Source organism: Staphylococcus lutrae (assembly GCF_002101335.1).
In the GTDB taxonomy this organism is placed as follows: domain Bacteria; phylum Bacillota; class Bacilli; order Staphylococcales; family Staphylococcaceae; genus Staphylococcus; species Staphylococcus lutrae.
Genome location: NZ_CP020773.1, coordinates 1,870,420 through 1,889,688, shown reverse-complemented (window position 1 = coordinate 1,889,688; position 19,269 = coordinate 1,870,420). Strand labels below are relative to the sequence as shown.

Genomic DNA, 19,269 nt, shown 5'->3' with positions numbered 1-19,269 from the left:
TCCGTCATCATGCATCATTTAATTTTATGACTCAGTGTGGTCTGGATTAAAGTTGATTTTAAATCGATTAAGTGGCCAGAATCTGAGAGAAACTTTACCAACAATTTGCTCTTTGTCAATCAGGCCAAATGCACGGCTATCTTTACTTACTTCTCGGTTATCTCCTAATACTAAATACTTGTCTTTAGGAATTTTTGTTTCCCCATTACTTCCTTGGAGATCTTTAGAGTCAAAAGAACCCGTAATTTGATCATACGTTTTATGTTTTAAATTATAGTTTAAATACGGTTCATCGACTTTTTTATCATTTAAATAAAGCTGGTCATCCTTATAAACCACGTGATCACCTGGTTTACCGATAATACGTTTCACATAATCATTATTTTCATCTGCATGAAATACAATCACGTTACCATTATCTAAATTGCCAAATGTTTTCCCTAATTTATTTACGATGACACGTTCTCCATCTTTTAAAGTGGGGTCCATAGAATCACCTTTGATGTTATAAGGCTTAATTACAAATGTATACAGCAAACCGACAATGAGTATCGCTACCCCTATAGAAATTAACCATTCGATTGTCTCTTTTTTCACAGTTTTACACCTCTTGTTTTAAAAATAAGTCTTTATGCTATCAAAAGGAAAATAACGGATTGCTATTGTCCCTTCAATATTAGATTTTTCAATTAAACCAAATTGTCTAGAATCTTGACGATCACGGCGTTGGTCATTTAAGACTAAATAGCGATTTGGCGGAATGATATCACTTTCCGAACCGGGGAGCGATTTCAGTGACCATGTTGCGCTATCATGCTTTAAAAGATAAGGTTCAGCAACAGGCGTATGATCAAGTTGCAACTGTCCATTTTGAAATTCAACAGATTGTCCTGGCTCGCCTATCACCCGTCCAACACGATATTGATGATCGACTTGATAAACCACGATATCCTCGTGATGCAAACCATAGCGTGGTGAGATTTTATTAACAATCAATCGGTCGTGCGGGTGAAGTGTCGGCGTCATGTTCGCTTCTTTCACTTCATACGGAATCACAACCCATATTACAAGAATCATCAATAAAATGATTGCGCTAATGGCCGCTATCATACTTTTTATTAGATACTTCAAATTTGCACTCCCAATCATACAAAATTATCCATAACAACGTTTATATTATCATAAAATGCATAAGAAACGTTAGTGATTCTATTTGCTGCGGATCACGTTTAAGCTTTTGTATTCGAACGATGACATTGGTCTGTGTATAAAATAAAAACCGGAAAAGTGAAACGAATCATCCACTCCACTTTTCCGATTGATCATAAAGACAAAGGATCTCTATATTATAAACGTGCTTCTAATTCTTTTTTCTTATCTTCAAAACCAGGTTTACCTAATAGCGCAAACATATTTTGTTTGTATGCTTCTACACCAGGTTGGTTGAATGGATTGACGCCTAATTGATATCCACTCATCGCGACTGCCAGTTCAAAGAAGTATACGACATATCCATAAGTTTCAGCATCTAAACGTGGTAATTGAATTACTAAATTCGGCACGCCTCCATCTGTATGGGCTAATAATGTCCCTTCAAATGCTTTAGTATTCACTTCATCCACTGTTTTACCTACTAAATAGTTCAAACCATCTAAATCTTCTTCATCTGCTTCAATTGTAATATCGTGCTCAGGCGTTTCGACTTTCAAAACTGTTTCAATCAAGAAGCGGCGACCTTCCTGCACATATTGTCCTAATGAGTGTAAATCCGTTGTAAAATTGGCACTTGAAGGATAGATCCCTTTCAAATCTTTACCTTCTGATTCGCCAAACAATTGTTTCCACCATTCATTGAAATATTGTAATGACGGTTCATAGTTAATCAACATTTCAGTCGTATAGCCTTTGTTGTAAAGAATATTACGAATCGATGCATATTGATAAGCAATGTTTGAAGCTAAGTCATCAGAAGAAAGTTCTTCACGTGCTTTCGCTGCTCCCCCCATCATCGCATCAATATCAATACCCGCGACTGCAATAGGCAATAAGCCCACCGCTGTTAAAACAGAAAAACGTCCGCCCACATCATCAGGCACAACAAAAGATTCATAACCTTCATTTGTCGCAAGTTGTTTCAGTGCACCTTTCGACTGATCTGTTGTTGCAAAAATACGTTTAACTGCTTCAGCTTTTCCATATTTTTCTTCCAATAATTTTTTGAAAATGCGGAAAGCCACAGCCGGTTCAGTTGTCGTTCCAGATTTTGAAATGACATTGACTGAGTAATCTTTGCCCTCTAAGTATTCAATTAATGAATGCAAATAAGATGACGACAAATGGTTACCAGCAAAGATGATTTCTGGATACGTTTGATCTTTTTTAAATGCAGGTGTCAACATTTCGATTGCTGAACGTGCACCTAGGTAAGAACCCCCTATGCCGATAACAACAAGTACATCTGAATGAGATTGAATTTGTTTTGCCGCTGCTTTAATACGTGAAAATTCTTCTTTATCGTAATGGACGGGTAAATCCACCCAACCTAAAAAGTCACTTCCCGCACCTGTACCGTCGTGAATAGTACGATGAATGGTTTTCACAGCTTCTTGTTGCTGCTCTAATTCGTGTTGACCAAAAAATTTTAAAGCTTTTTGAAAATCAAATTGGATATGCGTCATACACTTTTGCCTCCTAGTTTTTACTTAACCTGTTTTCATTTTACTAACTTGTCTTCACAAATTCAATGTTACGACCTTAAGTACACAATCTATTCAACCTTTTTATGTATATTTATATGACTATTTGCATATTAAAACATTTGTGTTATAGTATAGTCATACAAAACATATGATTTAAACAGAGGTGACCAGGATGAAAGAAAAAGTAGTTTTAGCCTATTCAGGTGGATTAGATACAAGTGTGGCGGTGCAGTGGTTGATTGACAATGGTTACGATGTCATTGCATGTTGCTTAGATGTTGGTGAAGGTAAAGATTTAGATCTTGTTTATCAAAAAGCGTTAGATATGGGCGCGATTGAGTCACACATTATCCATGCGACAAAAGAATTTGCTGAAACGTATGTCAGCTATGCGATTAAAGGGAATTTAAAATACGAACAAACCTACCCTCTTGTATCTGCGCTATCACGACCCCTTATCTCAAAAAAATTAGTAGAAATCGCACATCAAACCAATGCAAGTGCCATCGCACATGGTTGTACAGGTAAAGGGAATGACCAAGTGCGATTCGAAGTCGCAATTAAAGCATTGGATCCTGAACTTAAAGTGATTGCTCCCGTTCGTGAGTGGGGATGGAGTCGTGAAGAAGAAATTGATTATGCAAAAAAACATAACATCCCTGTTCCGATTGGTAAAGAATCACCTTATTCTATCGACCAAAATTTATGGGGACGTAGTAACGAGTGTGGCGTATTAGAAGACCCATATGTTGCACCACCAAAAGATGCTTACGGTTTGACAAATGAATTAGAAGATACGCCTGATACACCCGAAGAAATTTTACTCACTTTTAAAGAAGGGTTACCGACACACGTGAATGGTCAACCTTACGAATTAGATGCACTAATCCTGCATTTAAATGAATTAGCGGGACGTCATGGTATCGGTCGCATTGATCATATTGAAAACCGCCTTGTCGGAATCAAATCAAGAGAAGTTTATGAAACACCTGGGGCAGAAGTCATCCAAAAGGCTCATCTTAGCTTAGAAACAATCACATTAACAAAAGACGTGGCGCATTTTAAACCTATTATTGAAAAGCAACTCGCAGAACAAGTCTACAACGGGCTATGGTTTTCACCATTAACAGACGCACTCAAATCATTTATCGACCATACGCAACAGTTTGTGACGGGTGATGTCCGTGTCAAATTGTTTAAAGGACACGCAATTGTGAATGGTAGAAAATCAGACTACACGCTTTACAACGAAAAATTAGCGACTTATACAAAAGAAGATGCTTTCAATCAACAAGCAGCAGTTGGATTTATTGATATTTATGGGTTACCTACACAAGTGAATGCAATGTTGCATGGAGGTTATGCAAATGAGTAAAAAAGCTTGGGGCGGTCGATTTGAGGAAAAGCCAGAAGATTGGGTGGATGCTTTCAATGCGTCCATCCACTTTGACAAACAGTTAGTGGATGAAGATATACAAGGAAGTATCGCACACGCCACAATGCTCGCTCATTGTCAAATTATCACGGAAGCAGAAAGCCAACAAATCATTCAAGGTTTAAAAGCGATACAACAAGATATACATGCCGGAAAAGTTGAATTTCAAACTGCTTTAGAAGATATTCATCTCAATATCGAACATGAGTTGATTCAACGGATTGGTCCTGTAGGTGGAAAACTACACACTGGTCGTAGTCGAAATGACCAAGTTGCTACGGATATGCATTTATACACTAAAAAAGAAGTCCACATCATTATAGATTATATCCATGCCTTCCAAAGTACACTTTTACAAATCGCAGAACAACATGTCGATACATTGATGCCAGGTTATACACATTTACAACGTGCGCAGCCTATTTCATTCGCACATCATATTTTAACTTACTTTTGGATGTTAGAACGTGATCAGACCCGTTTTAAAGAAGCGCTTGCACGCATTGATGTCTCTCCATTAGGTGCGGCAGCTTTAAGTGGAACGACCTACCCTATCGATCGTCACGAAACGCAACAGCTCCTCGGATTCAATGCATTATACGAAAACAGTATCGATGCTGTCAGTGATCGTGATTATATTATTGAAACATTAAGCCATATTAATTTGACGATGATTCATTTGTCGCGTTTAGCAGAAGAAATCATCTTTTGGTCCTCTGAAGAAGCACAATTCATCACTTTATCTGATGGCTTTTCAACAGGTTCCTCTATTATGCCACAAAAGAAAAATCCTGATATGGCAGAATTAATTCGTGGTAAAGTCGGACGTACGACAGGCCATCTCGTCAGTATGTTGATGACGTTAAAAGGATTGCCACTCGCATACAATAAAGATATGCAAGAAGATAAAGAAGGACTGTTTGATGCCATCGATACCATTAAAGGGGCGCTGCGCATTTTTGATGGCATGCTCTCAACGATGACTGTGAATACCGATCGCTTACATGAGACGGTGCGTCAAGATTTCTCTAATGCAACAGAGTTAGCAGACTACTTGGTGACGAAAGGGATACCATTTAGAGATGCACATGAAATTGTAGGTCAAATTGTACTTTGGGCGATACAAAATAATACGTATTTATTAGATATCCCACTTGCGGTTTACCAAAAACATCATCCACACATCGACAATGATATTTATCAGTTCCTTCAACCTGATGAGGCTGTTAAACGTAGACAAAGTTATGGATCTACAGGCCAGCAAGCTGTGCGTCATCAGCTTCAAGTCGCTCGTACGTACTTAACACAACAACATTAAATGACATATTTTTAACGGTGAAACATTCTGTCGCATACAAGACATGAAGTCGTCTCACCGTTTTCTCATGACAAAAGTCTACCTTTTCATATTCGCGTCTATCTCGCATGGTAATCTTGAAAGTTTTAATTAAAGGTGATGAATCTTTTATATCTATAAAGAAAACGTAATTTTCACTCAAAAACTGTTGTTATTTTCTGAGATTTTGGTTAATTTGGAACTAGGCTATCAAATTAAGGGGGTTTCTAAATTGAGACGAACATACAAATTAATGACATCAACCGTTATCATCAGCACATTACTATGCGGAACGACATTTTTAACAGGCGTCGCTGAAGAAGGACCACAGAAAAACGCAGTGAAACATGCTCAAGCAACACCACTTTCAGCCAATATACATAACGTTTTAAACAAACCACATGTCAACATTGGACATCGCGGTGCAAGCGGCTATGCACCAGAGCACACATTCGTTTCATATGATTTAAGTCTTTGCAAAATGGGTGCAGATTACCTTGAAATCGACCTACAGATGACGAAAGATGGCCATTTAGTTGCGATGCATGATGAGACCGTTAATCGAACGACAAATGGCAAAGGACGTGTCAGAGATTATACGCTAGCTGAACTGAAACAACTCGATGCAGGGGCTTGGTTTAACAAAGCGCATCCTAAACAACAAAACGCACAATATGTCGGTCAACGCATTCCGACTTTAGATGAAATATTTGAGCGTTATGGCACGCGTGCGAATTATTATATCGAAACAAAATCGCCCGATGTTTATCCGGGTATGGAAGAAAAACTACTGAAAACATTACATCAGCACGGACTTGCTCATTCACAACAGTTACGTAATGGTAAAGTGGTGATTCAATCATTTTCACGAGAAAGTCTCAAAAAAGTCCATCGTCTCAATCCTGCTATTCCACTCGTTCAATTGTTAAATAAAGGCGAGCTTCAGCACCAGTCCCCGTCTGATTTGATTGCCATTCAGCGCTATGCAGTGGGTGTGGGGCCAGATTATCGAGATCTTACTAAGCATCGTACACAAGCGCTTCGCAAACAAGGATTTTATATTCATCCGTACACAGTCAATGATACAAAAACGATGAAACGTTTAAATGATTATGGTGTGACCGGTCTATTTACAAATTATCCTGATAAATATCGTGCAGTGAACGAAAAATAAAACGATGCAGTCGCCCTGCTCCGTTTTACGTATATCCATTAAAACAAGCCATTGAGATGCGGATATCGCATTTCAATGGCTTGCTTTTCAATCATTTCACATTGTACTTTATGCCCAACCGCGGTAACGTGCCGCTTCAGCAGTACGCTTAATGCCGACGATGTACGCCGCTAAACGCATATCAATTTTACGATTTTCTGCTAAGTTATAAATCGTATCGAACGCATTGACAAGTTTTTCACGTAATTTTTCATTTACTTCATCTTCTGTCCAATAATAACCTGTGTTATTTTGTACCCATTCAAAGTATGAAACTGTCACGCCTCCAGCGCTCGCAAGTACATCTGGTACAAGTAAGATACCGCGTTCTGTTAAAATCTTTGTTGCTTCTGGTGTCGTTGGTCCATTCGCTGCTTCTACTACGATTTCAGCTTTAATATCTGCTGCGTTATCAGCAGTAATTTGATTCGCAATTGCGGCAGGCACTAAAATGTCACAATCTAATTCAAATAATTCTTTGTTTGTAATAGTATCTTCAAACAGATTAGTGACTGTACCAAAACTGTCACGACGATCCAATAAATAGTCAATATCTAATCCTTCAGGGTCGTGCAGTGCACCATATGCATCTGAAATACCTACAATTTTCGCACCTCTATCGTACAAAAACTTCGCTAAGAAACTTCCTGCATTTCCAAAGCCTTGAATAACGATACGTGCACCTTCAATGGATTTACCACGACGTTTTGCTGCTTCTTCAATTGCAATCACGACACCTAAAGCTGTAGAACGATCACGGCCTTGAGATCCACCTAATACAATCGGTTTACCTGTAATAAATCCTGGAGAGTTGAATTCGTCCATTTGACTGTATTCATCCATCATCCACGCCATAATTTGTGAATTCGTGAATACGTCTGGTGCCGGAATATCTTTAGTCGGTCCAACAATCTGTGAAATCGCACGGACATAACCACGCGATAAACGTTCTACTTCATGAATACTCATTTGTCGTGGATCACAAACAATACCGCCTTTACCACCACCGTATGGTAAATCAACAATACCGCACTTTAATGTCATCCACATTGATAATGCTTTAACTTCTTCTTCATCGACATCCGGATGAAAACGCACGCCACCTTTTGTAGGCCCCACCGCATCATTATGTTGCGCACGATAACCTGTAAATGTTTTAACTGTCCCATCGTCCATTCTCACTGGAATGCGCACGGTTAAAAATCTCAAAGGTTCCTTGATAAGTTCATACATGCCATCATCAAAGCCTAATTTATGCATTGCTTCCTTAATGATGCCTTGCGTTGACGTCACTAAATTATTTTTTTCAGCCATGATCCTTTTCGCCTCTTTTTCATACTATTGTTTTCGTTTACATTCGTATTGTAACATAAGCCATACTATTTTAAAGTGTTTCACTCAAACGATTCGTATTACTTTTTTAGCTTTGTGCGAATACTTTTTTCACTTTGTCAATGGCAAAATCTAGTTCCTCTTTTGTAATGACTAAAGGCGGTGCAAATCGGATGACCGTATCATGCGTTTCTTTACATAACAAACCTTCATCTTTTAAACGTTCACAGTATGGACGTGCGTTTTCATGAAGTTCAACCCCAATAAATAAACCGCGACCACGCACTTCTTTTATCGCTGGATGGTCAATGTCTTCGAGCGCTTTTTTAAAGTACTCACCCAATTCAAGTGAGCGCCCCGGTAAATCCTCATCGACGATCACATCCAATGCTGCAATTGAAGCTGCACACGCTAATGGATTACCCCCAAATGTTGAGCCGTGCGATCCTGGTGTGAACACATCTAATACTTCTTTATCTGCAAGGACGACTGAAATTGGTAAGACACCGCCCCCAAGCGCTTTACCTAAAATGTATACATCTGCTTTTACATCATCCCAGTCTGTCGCAAACAACTTACCTGTACGGCCTAAACCGGCTTGAATTTCGTCTGCGATAAATAAAACATTGTGCTCATCACAAAGTTCACGAACAGCTTTTAAATAACCTTTAGGAGGAATGTTAATACCGGCTTCACCTTGAATCGGTTCAATTAATACAGCGGCTGTATTTTCGTTAATCGCTGCTTTTAAACTTTCAATATTGCCAAACTCAACATTTTGAAAGCCTTCTAGCAACGGACCATAACCACGTTGGTATTCTTTTTCTGAGGAGAGTGAGACGGGTGCCATCGTACGACCGTGGAAGTTACCAATCATCGCAATGACTTCGGCTTCATTCGGTTTGATACCTTTGACTTCATAAGCCCAACGACGTGCAGCTTTCAATGCTGTTTCTACTGCTTCTGCACCTGTATTCATTGGTAATGCTTTTTCTTTACCTGATAATTTACAAATTTTTTCGTACCATTCGCCTAGATTTTCACTGTGGAATGCACGAGAAACTAATGTGACACGATCAGCTTGTTCTTTAACAGCTTGAATAATTTTAGGGTGTCGGTGTCCTTGATTGACTGCGGAATATGCAGCCAACATATCCATGTAACGATTGCCTTCTGGGTCTTTTACCCACACGCCTTCCGCTTCTGAAATGACGATAGGAAGTGGCAGATAGTTGTGTGCGCCATAATGATTTGTTTTTTCAATGATTTCTTCAGATTTTGCTACCATGCAATCTCCTCCTTAAAAAAATACGCCTAGCGATTCACATGAAAGTGTAGGGTAAATCGATGAATACATCGCATCAATACTCGTCACTCAAGTCATGAACGTTGCTCATCAATGATTTACCCTACATCGATACAAAACACATTGTCTTGTAACCGTCGTTATTTAATTCATCATTTATAGATGTTCTGATACTGAACGACCTTGCATGTGTAACACTAAGTAGTCTGGTCCACCTGCTTTTGAATCTGTGCCTGACATTTTGAACCCGCCGAATGGTTGGTAACCTACCACCGCACCTGTACAGCCTCGATTAAAGTATAAATTACCGACCATGAAGTCACGACGTGCTTGTTCTAATTTTAAACGGTTATTCGAAATTACGCCACCCGTTAAACCATATTCAGTGTCATTTGCGACGTCAATGGCTTCATCAAAATCTTTAACTTTTGTAAAACCAACGACAGGTCCAAAAATTTCTTCTTGCATGATTCGTGAATGAGGATCTAAATCTGCAAAAATCGTTGGATACACAAAGTTACCTACCGATTCATCCGTCCGACCTCCTGTAATCAGGCGGCCTTCTTTTTTACCGATTTCAATATAGTTTTTAATTTTATCTAATGATTTTTGATCAATAACTGGTCCAACATACGTATCAGGTTCCGCTGCGTTACCCACTTTGATTTTTTCCGTTTCTGCTTTTACACGTTCTAACAATTCATCGTATATGTCTTGGTGTGCAATGACACGTGAACATGCCGAACATTTTTGTCCAGAAAAACCAAAAGCGGAGTAGACAATAGCATCAGTTGCCACTTGTAAATCTGCCTCGTTATCAACGATGATGGCATCTTTACCACCCATTTCAGCAATCACACGTTTGATATGATTTTGACCCTCTTGGATGACCGCTGCTTTTTGGATAATCTCTTGACCCACTTTTTTAGAACCAGTAAATGAAATCAAACCGACATCTTTGTTTTCAATTAAAAAGTCACCAATCTCACTTGAAGAACCCGGAATCCAGTTCACAACACCTTTAGGCAAGCCCGCTTCTTCTAACACCTCCATAAATTTATATGAAATAATCGGTGTATTAGAAGAAGGTTTCAACAATACTGTGTTCCCTGTTACTACGGGTGCTGCTGTTGTCCCCGCCATGATGGCATACGCGAAGTTCCATGGAGAAATCACAACACTCACACCGACCGGTAAATAATCGAATTGATTGTACTCACCAGGACGACTGTTGACACGTTTACCGTCTTTCAGTTCGAGCATTTGGCGACCGTAATATTCCATAAAGTCAATCGCTTCAGCTGTATCTGCATCTGCCTCTTTCCAAGGCTTGCCCCCTTCTTTTGAAAGCAATGCTGAAAATTCATGCTTACGTTTACGCGTTAAAGCAGCTGCTCTAAACAAAATGTTCGCACGCACTTTCGGATCTACATTTCTCCATGTTTTAAACGCTTCTTTCGCTGCTTCTAATGCCTGTTGCGCATGTGCTTTAGTCGCTTTTGAGACGTAACCAATTGTTTCTTCACGATTTGAAGGATTATACACGCGTGTTTTCTCCTCAGTAAAAACGCGTTCTCCTCCAATAATAAGCGGATATTCTTTTCCAAGCTCACTTTCTACTTTTTCTAATGCACGAAAATAAGCTTTTCGGTTCTCCTCTCGTGTAAAATCTGTAAATGGTTCATGCTCATATGGAATCATTTAAAAATCCTCCTTTGTTTTGTTTAAGAAAGCCCTTACATCTATCATGACATATCCACAGCTTATTTGTAAAAGAAAAAACTTTCATTATCCTTGTATTAGGCTACATCACATGCGGACGATATCACAGTTAGAGTTGAGAATAGGATTGAGACCTCATGCACGGTTCGTTGCGTCAAAATCTTGCAATCCATGCATTATGCTTGTCTATAAGATGGACATTAAGGGCGTATTCACTTCGTTTTTTCGACTAAAGTGGGCAATATGACATATCACAAAGGACCGGAAACCCACATGAATGCTCGACTGCGGCTCATCCCTTAGGTACCTGATCTCGATTGACAATGATCAAACTAAACCTTTCTACGTTCAGATGATAGATCGTGTCTGGTCTGTATTGTTTCACCCCTATATTAAGCGCTTTCATCCACTAGCATTATAGCCTTTTTAGCACAGCTTTTGCAACAGCGCTTCCATGTTCATTTATCATTTTACACTTACCAATCTCCTCCTATTTAATTGTTAGAACATTTCTTCTGTCATTGATACAATGTTCAAATGCTCGATCCCTCGCCTACATTTTTTAATTTCGTAGGCAGATAACTGATATCGAAAATACTTCCATGGCTTCATCACATCTGTTGCCATAAACTGGCTCATCATTAATTGTATGCGGTTAAAGAAATGAATGTTAGGATATTTTTTAGAGATGTGCTATGATAAAAATGTTAAATACAAATCGATAAGGGGTTATGAATGTTGAAAAAACAGTATCGTGTTGGCCAACATGTCAAAGTGCGCGTGACTGGTATTCAACCCTACGGCGCTTTCGTCGAGACCCCTGACAGTACTGAAGGACTCATTCATATTTCCGAAATCATGGATGATTATGTGCACAATTTAAAGAAGATTTTATCGCCGGGTCAAACCGTGAAAGCCAAAATCATCTCGATTGATCAAAACGGAAAATTAAATTTATCCCTCAAAGATAATGATTATTTTAAAAATTATGAGCGTAAAAAAGGTAAATATTCAGTATTGGATGAAATTCAGGAAACTGAGAAATTTGGGTTTCGAACATTAGAGGAACGTTTGCCATATTGGGTGAAACAGTCCAAAAAGAAAATGAAATATGAGTCTAAATAACGCTTGAAGTCAATGTACAAATTGTGCATTGGCTTTTTATGATTCAGGATTATATATACATACAAACGCCTTGTGCTAGAGGCTTTTCGATAATTTTTTTAAAATTTGTAAATAAAATCCTTTACTTTAATTAAATTAAGGTGTATAGTTAGATTATCGTAATAAAAGAACTTGAATTGAATTGTAGTGTATTTGTTTAGAATATCCTCTTTTTTAATCAATGAATTTATTGCAAATATTTGTGCAAAAGCACGTGGAGGTATTCTATATGAATAACGGTACTGTTAAATGGTTTAACGCAGAAAAAGGTTTTGGATTTATTGAAAGAGAAAATGGCGACGACGTATTCGTACATTTCTCAGCAATCGTTGGAGATGGCTATAAATCTTTAGAAGAAGGTCAAAATGTTGACTTTGATATCGTAGAAGGCGAACGTGGCGCGCAAGCAGCTAACGTTGTAAAAATGTAATTTACATTTTATAGATTGACGAGGCTTATACGCCTCGTTTTTTTTTGGTTCTTTACTTTTAACGGTTGGTGAGTTGATCACTGGCCGTTATTTTTGTTTTAAATACAAAAATAGCACAAATATCTCTATAATTGTAAGTGATGAAACCAACAAATTAAGGAGAGATATTCGTGCCTATGTATAATGATATATTAAAAATGATTGGAATAAAAGTATTAAACTTAAAAATCATTCAATGTTTAATGATTAAAATATTCAAAAGATGTAAATGCTGTCGAAAACGCCCTGATCATCAAATCATTGAACGGGATAAGCTTTAGGACGACCTTTCCCTACTTTGACAAAGCGCCTATATATTAAGAAAGCAGTCTAATGAACATTTCATCAGCCTGCTCTCCTCCTATATCCCCATCTTTTATTCTATACGATTCAAAATTTATGAAACGATGGTTATAAAAGGCATGACACTTGCGTCACCGTAGTAACTATAATGCACGATAAATATTATGATGACGTATGGCAATATGACTGCATATTCACCGCTACCGTTGCTCTCGATAGACATACCTCAAACGGTAAGGTTTCATCAAAAGAAAATTGATAAATCTTTTGAAATGCTTGTGCCACAGCTTCTGGTTCACCTAATTGATGTACCGCATCCATCATCTCGTAAACTTCTGCATCTCCCATCGTTGGATCATCAAATTGCATCGGATTCCAATCCGCTAAATATTGATACAGACGAATATTCAAATCATTATTTGCCATGCGATGTCCCCCATTTATGTCACATCATTATTCTTCAATTTCGATTGATTCAATCACAACATCGTACGTCGGTTTATCTTGTGCACCAACTTTTACACTTGCGATATCTTCTAAAGTTGCTTCACCTTCAATGAGTTGACCGAATACAGTATGTTTTTGATCTAACCAAGGTGTGCCCCCTTTTTCTTTATAAGCTTCAGCGATTTCTTCTGGCCAACCACCATCAACTAATTGATGAATCATTTGTGCCGGTACTTCCTTCATTTGAACGATAAAAAATTGTGAGCCATTCGTACCAGGACCCGCATTTGCCATAGATAATGCGCCATATAAATTGAAAGCATGCTCTGAAAATTCATCTTCAAATGGTCCACCGTAAATACTTTCGCCACCCATACCTGTACCAGTCGGATCTCCACCTTGAATCATAAAATCATTGATCACGCGGTGGAACGTAATTCCATCGTAGTAGCCTTTTTTAGAAAGTTCAACAAAGTTTTTAACTGTTTTTGGTGCAATTTCAGGGAATAATTTTAATGTCATGTCCCCTTTATTTGTATGCATGATTACTTTAATTTCATTTTCTTGAATTTCTTTTGTTAATTGTGGATATTTAGTCATTTTTTAATACTCCATTCATGATAAACTGTTGTATATCACTATTTTAACATATTTGGGAGAGGATGGTATTCACATGCTTTATCGTTTTGCACATAAAACAGGGGTTTATGTTGTAGAAGTTGTTGAAAATCAGGAAAACCAGTGTCTAGTTAAAGTTTTACAGGTCATTAAACATCCTAAACAAGGAGATCTTCATCATCCAAACGAAGTAGAAGGTGTCTTTTTTCATGAAAGAAAAGCACTCAGTTTATATGAAAAACGGTTGACATCGCAAAGTCGTCTCAGTCCTTTCGACGGTGAGATAGAAGATTATACAGTCACACTTCAACGTGCACTCACAGCGCTTGAAAATCAGCTAAAAGCAATGGATACGCCATATGCCCACGCATCTTTAGATTGTTTAGAACAATTGAAGAAAGATTACGCAAGTCAATATCGGACAAACTTTTTATAATACAATTGCGTTTCTTCTTATTTAAATGTCACTGGAAAACGGGCTCACCGTTGCAGTGGCATATTTTTCACAGGTTTCATAATCATGTATAATATGTGTATCGTAGTTTTTAAAGGAGGGCAATCTATGAGTTGGTTACATATAGCGGTCTTGCTACCGTTAATATTTGCAATACTCATTCCGATTTTGTATCGCTTTTACAAACGCATCCATCTCGGCTGGTTTGTATTACCGATACCGGTAGTATTGTTTGCTTATTTTACATCTTACATTAAACCAACAATGTCCGGGCAATTTACAGAACAATCCGCCGCTTGGATGCCACAAATTGGGATGAACTTTGATGTTTATGTTGATGGCCTAGGATTGTTATTTAGTTTACTGATTACAGGCGTTGGGAGTCTTGTCGTACTATATTCAATTAGTTATATCAGCCAATCAGAACAACTCGGTCATTTCTATTGTTACTTGTTAATGTTTATGAGTGCGATGTTAGGTGTAGTACTTTCAGACAATCTACTCGTACTTTACTTTTTCTGGGAATTAACATCATTTTCAAGTTTCTTACTCATATCATTTTGGCGGCATAAAGAAAAATCATTGTATGGTGCGATGAAATCAATGATGATTACCGTTTTTGGTGGATTATCTTTACTCGGTGGCTTCATCTTACTCTACCTGGCTTCTGGTACATGGCGTATTCGTGAAATCATCGAAAATGTATCTCAAGTTCAAACGTCACCCATTTTTATCATTGCCATGGTGCTCATCATTATTGGTGCAATGACAAAATCTGCACAGTTTCCATTTTATATTTGGTTACCGGATGCGATGGAGGCACCGACGCCTGTGAGTGCGTACCTTCATTCAGCAACCATGGTTAAAGCAGGGATTTACCTTATTGCACGTTTAACACCCATTTTCGCAGTATCTCAAGGATGGATTTGGACGGTGACGCTTTTTGGACTCGTCACACTCTTCTGGGGATCCCTAAATGCAACGAAGCAGCAAGATTTAAAAGGTATTCTCGCTTTTTCAACTGTATCTCAACTCGGTATGATTATGTCAATGCTAGGTGTCGGTGCAGTGAGCTATCATTTTGAAGGCGTAGAAAGCCAACTTTATCTTGCCGCATATAGTGCAGCGATTTTCCATCTTATTAACCATGCAACATTTAAAGGTGCACTTTTCATGATTACTGGTGCAGTCGATCATGCTACTGGAACACGTGATATTCGCAAACTTGGCGGTTTAATGACCATCATGCCGATTTCATTCACTCTGTCTGTCATTACATCTTTAAGTATGGCTGGTGTCCCGCCATTTAATGGATTCTTATCTAAAGAACAGTTTCTTGAGGCCATGCTTGAAGTAACTCATGCACCTATATTCAGCTTAAATACCGTTGGCTTGGCTATACCAGTCGTGGCAATCGTCGGCAGTATTTTTACATTTGTTTATGCGTTTAAATTCATATCTGAAATTTTCTTAGGTTCACATCAACCCGATGTATTACCAAATAAAGCGCATGAAGCACCTATGCTGATGAATATTTCACCAATCATTTTAGCGATATTCGTCATTGCGATTGGTTTATTTCCAAGTATTGTTGCGGTACCTTTTGTCGAGCCGGCCGTCAAATCGATTGCACATACGAATCAAGTTGAAGCATCATTCCAACTATGGCATGGCTTCACACCGGCATTCTTATCCACTTTGATGATTTACATTGTAGGTGTATTATTACTACTCACTTTCAAACGTTGGGTGCCGATTCTTAAAGCGATACCGAAACAACTGACATTAAATCATTGGTATAATCAAACGGGTCGTTATACCCCTTATTATGCAACACAAATTACAAGAACGTATATGACCGGATTTAATCGTAACAACTTGTTAATCATTTTCTTTATGATGATTGTGATTACTTTCGTCACATTGATTTTCGTACCTTTTAACGTCGATTTTGTGAAGGTGTCATCGATTCGATCTTATGAATTTATCTCAGTGATTACTATTACAATTGCGGCCGTGATGATTATCTTTGCCCGTTCACGCCTATTCAGCATTATTATGTTAAGTGCGGTCGGCTATTCAATGGCAATATTTTTCATTTTCTTTAATGCACCGGATCTCGCTTTAACACAATTCGTTGTTGAAACGATTTCTACAGCACTGTTTTTACTTTGTTTCTATCACTTACCCAACATGAGCCGTTACAACGAATCCATTCGTTATCGTGTCGTTAATGCACTCATTTCTATCGGTGTGGGGGCAGTTGTGGTTGTTTTAGGACTCATTGCATATGGAAATCGTCATTTCGAATCAATTAGTTCTTTCTATAAAGAACATGTTTTTGACCTCGCTGCAGGTAAAAATATGATCAATGTTATTCTTGTGGACTTCCGGGGTACCGATACTTTATTTGAATCCGCTGTACTCGGCATTGCAGGTATGGGGATTTATACGTTAATTAAATTACGTGCTAAACACAAAAATGGTTATGAAAGGATTGAGAAAGTTGAACAGACAGAAAAATGATTTAGTTGCGCAGTACTCGGCATTGATTATCTTTTTCTTAATAATGATGTTCGGATTCTCCCTTTTCTTAGCTGGACATTATACACCCGGAGGCGGCTTTATTGGTGGTTTACTCGTTTCAAGTGCACTTGTCATTATTGCAGTCGCATTTGACGTTAAAACATTGCGCAAAGTTTTCCCTTGGGATTTTAAGAAATTAATTGCTTTAGGTATGAGTTTCTGTGTCGGTGCGCCGATGCTCAGCTGGACATATGGTAAAAACTTCTTCACCCACACAGCGGTGGATATTCCTTTACCACTACTCCAACCTGTGCATCTACACACTGCTGTTATTTTTGATACAGGTGTGTTGTTCGTCGTTATTGGCACAGTACTGACAATTATTCTAACGATTGGAGAGAATGAGTAATGGAAATTGTATTGATCATCGTTTGTGGTTTACTTACATCTATCAGTGTCTACCTCATTCTTTCTAAAAGTTTGATAAGAATTATTATTGGTACGACATTACTTTCACATGCAGCAAATTTATTTATTCTAACGATGGGTGGTCTTAAAAATGGTAATGTCCCAATTTATGAGAAGGGCGTTACTAATTATGTTGATCCTATCCCACAAGCATTAATATTAACAGCGATTGTCATCTCATTTGCGGTCACTGCCTTTTTCTTAGTTCTCGCGTTTAGAAGTTATAAAGAACTAGGTACAGACAACGTTGAAAAAATGAAAGGGGTGCCACAAGAAGATGATGAATGAAAACTTAATTGTTATGGTCTTAGTTATCCCTATCATAACAGCGATTCTATTGATTTTTAGTGGCCATCGCCCTTTTATTAAACGTTATATCGCATTTACCGGTACGCTGTTGACCTTAACTTTCTCAGTTTGGAACTTAGTCAACGTCTGGCACAATGGCCGCCCTATTGTGTTAGAGCTCGGGTCATGGAAAGCACCTTATAGTATCGTTTTCGTGCTCGACTTATTCAGTGCACTTCTTGTTACGACAAGTGTGACGATTACCCTTTTAGTCATTTTGTTTTCGTATCAATCTATCGGATTGCATCGTGAAACGTATTACTACTATTTCACAGTCATGATGATGTTAACAGGGATTAACGGCGCATTTATTACAGGCGACATTTTCAACTTATTCGTCTTTTTCGAAGTCTTTTTAATGTCATCCTATGGTTTAATGGTGATCGGCGGAACAAAGATTCAACTCCAGGAGAGTGTAAAATATCTTTTAGTGAACGTGGTCTCCTCTGCTTTCTTCGTCATCGCAGTCGGGATATTATACTCTATTGTCGGAACACTGAATTTAGCTGATATTAGTCAAAAACTAAATACGGTCTCTGAAACGCATCCAGGACTATTAAGTATTGCGTTTATTTTATTCATTTTTGTATTTGCGACCAAGGCCGGGGTTTTCCCAATGTATGTATGGTTGCCTGGCGCCTATTACGCACCGCCGTTCGCAATTATTGCGTTTTTCGGTGCCTTACTGACTAAGGTAGGGGTATATGCGATTGCGCGTGTTATGAGTTTGTTTTTCCATCATACACTCACGTTTTCACACTATACGATTTTAGCGCTTGCGATGTTGACGATTATTTTTGGTTCCATCGGCGCAGTTGGCTTTAGAGACACAAAACGTATTATTTTATACAACATTATGATTGCAGTAGGTGTCATTTTAGTCGGTGTTGGTTTAATGAGTGAGGCTGGTATGATTGGTGCCATTTATTATACGCTTCACGACATGTTGATTAAAGCTGCCTTATTCTTCATCATTGGAATTATGTTTAAAATTACGAAAAGTACAGATTTACGTGATTTTGGTGGACTGATTCACCATTATCCTGTGCTCGGTTGGACCTTTTTTATTGCCGCGCTTAGTTTAGCCGGTATTCCACCATTGAGTGGGTTCTACGGCAAACTTTATATCGTTCAAGCCGCGTTTGAAGAAGGATTCTATGCGACGGGTATTATCGTTTTACTTTCTAGCCTTGCCGTACTGTATTCAGTCATCAACATTTTCTTACGTGGATTCTTTGGTAAGAGTTATGGCTATGTATACAATCCACGCCTTCATCACCGTGGTTTACTCGCTGTGAGTATATTATCTGTCGTTATTGCAGTTGTCTTTGGTCTTACCGCTGGATCACTTTATCCAATTGTGTCAGAAGCAGCGAAGTCATTCTATCAACCAGACACATATATTCAAAGCGTATTGGGGGTGAAGTAA

18 protein-coding genes are annotated in these 19,269 nt (G+C 38.4%); 10 read left to right on the top strand and 8 right to left on the bottom strand.

Annotated features, from left to right (window positions below):
- Positions 1–24 precede the first annotated feature (24 nt).
- From lepB (B5P37_RS08810) to B5P37_RS08800, 3 genes are all read right to left on the bottom strand, one after another.
- The gene (gene lepB / locus B5P37_RS08810; RefSeq protein WP_085237869.1) at positions 25–597 is read right to left on the bottom strand and encodes a signal peptidase I; all 573 of its coding nucleotides are present in this window, start codon (positions 595–597) and stop codon (positions 25–27) included.
- Positions 598–615: 18 nt separating this feature from the next.
- Positions 616–1,131, bottom strand: a complete 516-nt coding sequence (gene lepB, locus B5P37_RS08805) for a signal peptidase I (RefSeq protein WP_169710799.1) — start codon at positions 1,129–1,131, stop codon at positions 616–618.
- Between the two features lie 215 nt (positions 1,132–1,346).
- On the bottom strand, positions 1,347–2,678 hold the full coding sequence (locus B5P37_RS08800) for a glucose-6-phosphate isomerase (protein ID WP_085237867.1): 1,332 nt from the start codon (positions 2,676–2,678) through the stop codon (positions 1,347–1,349).
- A gap of 193 nt (positions 2,679–2,871) precedes the next feature.
- Here B5P37_RS08800 and B5P37_RS08795 point away from each other — a divergent pair, with 193 nt between their 5' ends.
- The 3 genes from B5P37_RS08795 to B5P37_RS08785 all read left to right on the top strand — a co-directional run bounded on the left by B5P37_RS08795 (position 2,872) and on the right by B5P37_RS08785 (position 6,644).
- Positions 2,872–4,074: an argininosuccinate synthase gene (locus tag B5P37_RS08795; RefSeq protein WP_085237866.1), complete on the top strand. Its 1,203-nt coding sequence runs from the start codon at positions 2,872–2,874 to the stop codon at positions 4,072–4,074.
- Entirely contained in the window at positions 4,067–5,452 is a 1,386-nt protein-coding gene (gene argH, locus B5P37_RS08790; RefSeq protein WP_085237865.1) for an argininosuccinate lyase, read from the top strand. Before B5P37_RS08795 ends, argH begins: the two co-directional genes overlap by 8 nt.
- 271 nt (positions 5,453–5,723) lie before the next feature.
- Positions 5,724–6,644, top strand: coding sequence for a glycerophosphodiester phosphodiesterase (locus B5P37_RS08785; protein WP_085238453.1), 921 nt, complete (start codon positions 5,724–5,726; stop codon positions 6,642–6,644).
- Between the two features lie 108 nt (positions 6,645–6,752).
- Here the strand turns inward: B5P37_RS08785 and B5P37_RS08780 are convergent, their stop codons facing one another.
- The 3 genes from B5P37_RS08780 to pruA all read right to left on the bottom strand — a co-directional run bounded on the left by B5P37_RS08780 (position 6,753) and on the right by pruA (position 11,022).
- Positions 6,753–7,997 carry a Glu/Leu/Phe/Val family dehydrogenase gene (locus B5P37_RS08780; RefSeq protein WP_085237864.1) on the bottom strand — a complete coding sequence of 415 codons (1,245 nt, stop codon included), beginning with the start codon at positions 7,995–7,997 and terminating at the stop codon, positions 6,753–6,755.
- Between the two features lie 106 nt (positions 7,998–8,103).
- Positions 8,104–9,303: an ornithine--oxo-acid transaminase gene (locus B5P37_RS08775; protein WP_085237863.1), complete on the bottom strand. Its 1,200-nt coding sequence runs from the start codon at positions 9,301–9,303 to the stop codon at positions 8,104–8,106.
- Between the two features lie 174 nt (positions 9,304–9,477).
- Entirely contained in the window at positions 9,478–11,022 is a 1,545-nt protein-coding gene (pruA, locus tag B5P37_RS08770; protein WP_085237862.1) for an L-glutamate gamma-semialdehyde dehydrogenase, read from the bottom strand.
- A 756-nt stretch (positions 11,023–11,778) separates the two neighbouring features.
- On the opposite strand from pruA, the gene ygs reads away from it, so the two are divergent.
- Both ygs and B5P37_RS08760 read left to right on the top strand, forming a co-directional pair.
- Positions 11,779–12,168, top strand: a complete 390-nt coding sequence (ygs, locus tag B5P37_RS08765) for a S1 domain-containing post-transcriptional regulator Ygs (RefSeq protein ID WP_085237861.1) — start codon at positions 11,779–11,781, stop codon at positions 12,166–12,168.
- A gap of 268 nt (positions 12,169–12,436) precedes the next feature.
- The gene (locus tag B5P37_RS08760) at positions 12,437–12,637 is read left to right on the top strand and encodes a cold-shock protein (protein ID WP_014614408.1); all 201 of its coding nucleotides are present in this window, start codon (positions 12,437–12,439) and stop codon (positions 12,635–12,637) included.
- 504 nt (positions 12,638–13,141) lie between these two features.
- Here the strand turns inward: B5P37_RS08760 and B5P37_RS08755 are convergent.
- On the bottom strand, positions 13,142–13,405 hold the full coding sequence (locus tag B5P37_RS08755) for a DUF1871 family protein (RefSeq protein ID WP_085237860.1): 264 nt from the start codon (positions 13,403–13,405) through the stop codon (positions 13,142–13,144).
- A gap of 27 nt (positions 13,406–13,432) precedes the next feature.
- A complete protein-coding gene (locus B5P37_RS08750) occupies positions 13,433–14,026 on the bottom strand; it encodes a peptidylprolyl isomerase (protein ID WP_085237859.1) in 594 nt (197 codons plus the stop codon).
- 73 nt (positions 14,027–14,099) lie between these two features.
- Between B5P37_RS08750 and kapB the strand changes: the two genes are divergently transcribed.
- The 5 genes from kapB to B5P37_RS08725 all read left to right on the top strand — a co-directional run bounded on the left by kapB (position 14,100) and on the right by B5P37_RS08725 (position 19,269).
- The gene (kapB, locus tag B5P37_RS08745) at positions 14,100–14,480 is read left to right on the top strand and encodes a sporulation phosphorelay system protein KapB (protein WP_085237858.1); all 381 of its coding nucleotides are present in this window, start codon (positions 14,100–14,102) and stop codon (positions 14,478–14,480) included.
- Positions 14,481–14,606: 126 nt separating this feature from the next.
- The gene (locus B5P37_RS08740) at positions 14,607–17,024 is read left to right on the top strand and encodes a Na+/H+ antiporter subunit A (protein ID WP_085237857.1); all 2,418 of its coding nucleotides are present in this window, start codon (positions 14,607–14,609) and stop codon (positions 17,022–17,024) included.
- Entirely contained in the window at positions 16,987–17,433 is a 447-nt protein-coding gene (locus B5P37_RS08735) for a Na(+)/H(+) antiporter subunit B (RefSeq protein ID WP_085238452.1), read from the top strand. Before B5P37_RS08740 ends, B5P37_RS08735 begins: the two co-directional genes overlap by 38 nt.
- Positions 17,433–17,780 carry a Na+/H+ antiporter Mnh1 subunit C gene (mnhC1, locus tag B5P37_RS08730; protein WP_085237856.1) on the top strand — a complete coding sequence of 116 codons (348 nt, stop codon included), beginning with the start codon at positions 17,433–17,435 and terminating at the stop codon, positions 17,778–17,780. The genes B5P37_RS08735 and mnhC1 overlap by 1 nt, the downstream gene beginning before the upstream one ends.
- Entirely contained in the window at positions 17,770–19,269 is a 1,500-nt protein-coding gene (locus B5P37_RS08725; RefSeq protein WP_085237855.1) for a Na+/H+ antiporter subunit D, read from the top strand. The genes mnhC1 and B5P37_RS08725 overlap by 11 nt, the downstream gene beginning before the upstream one ends.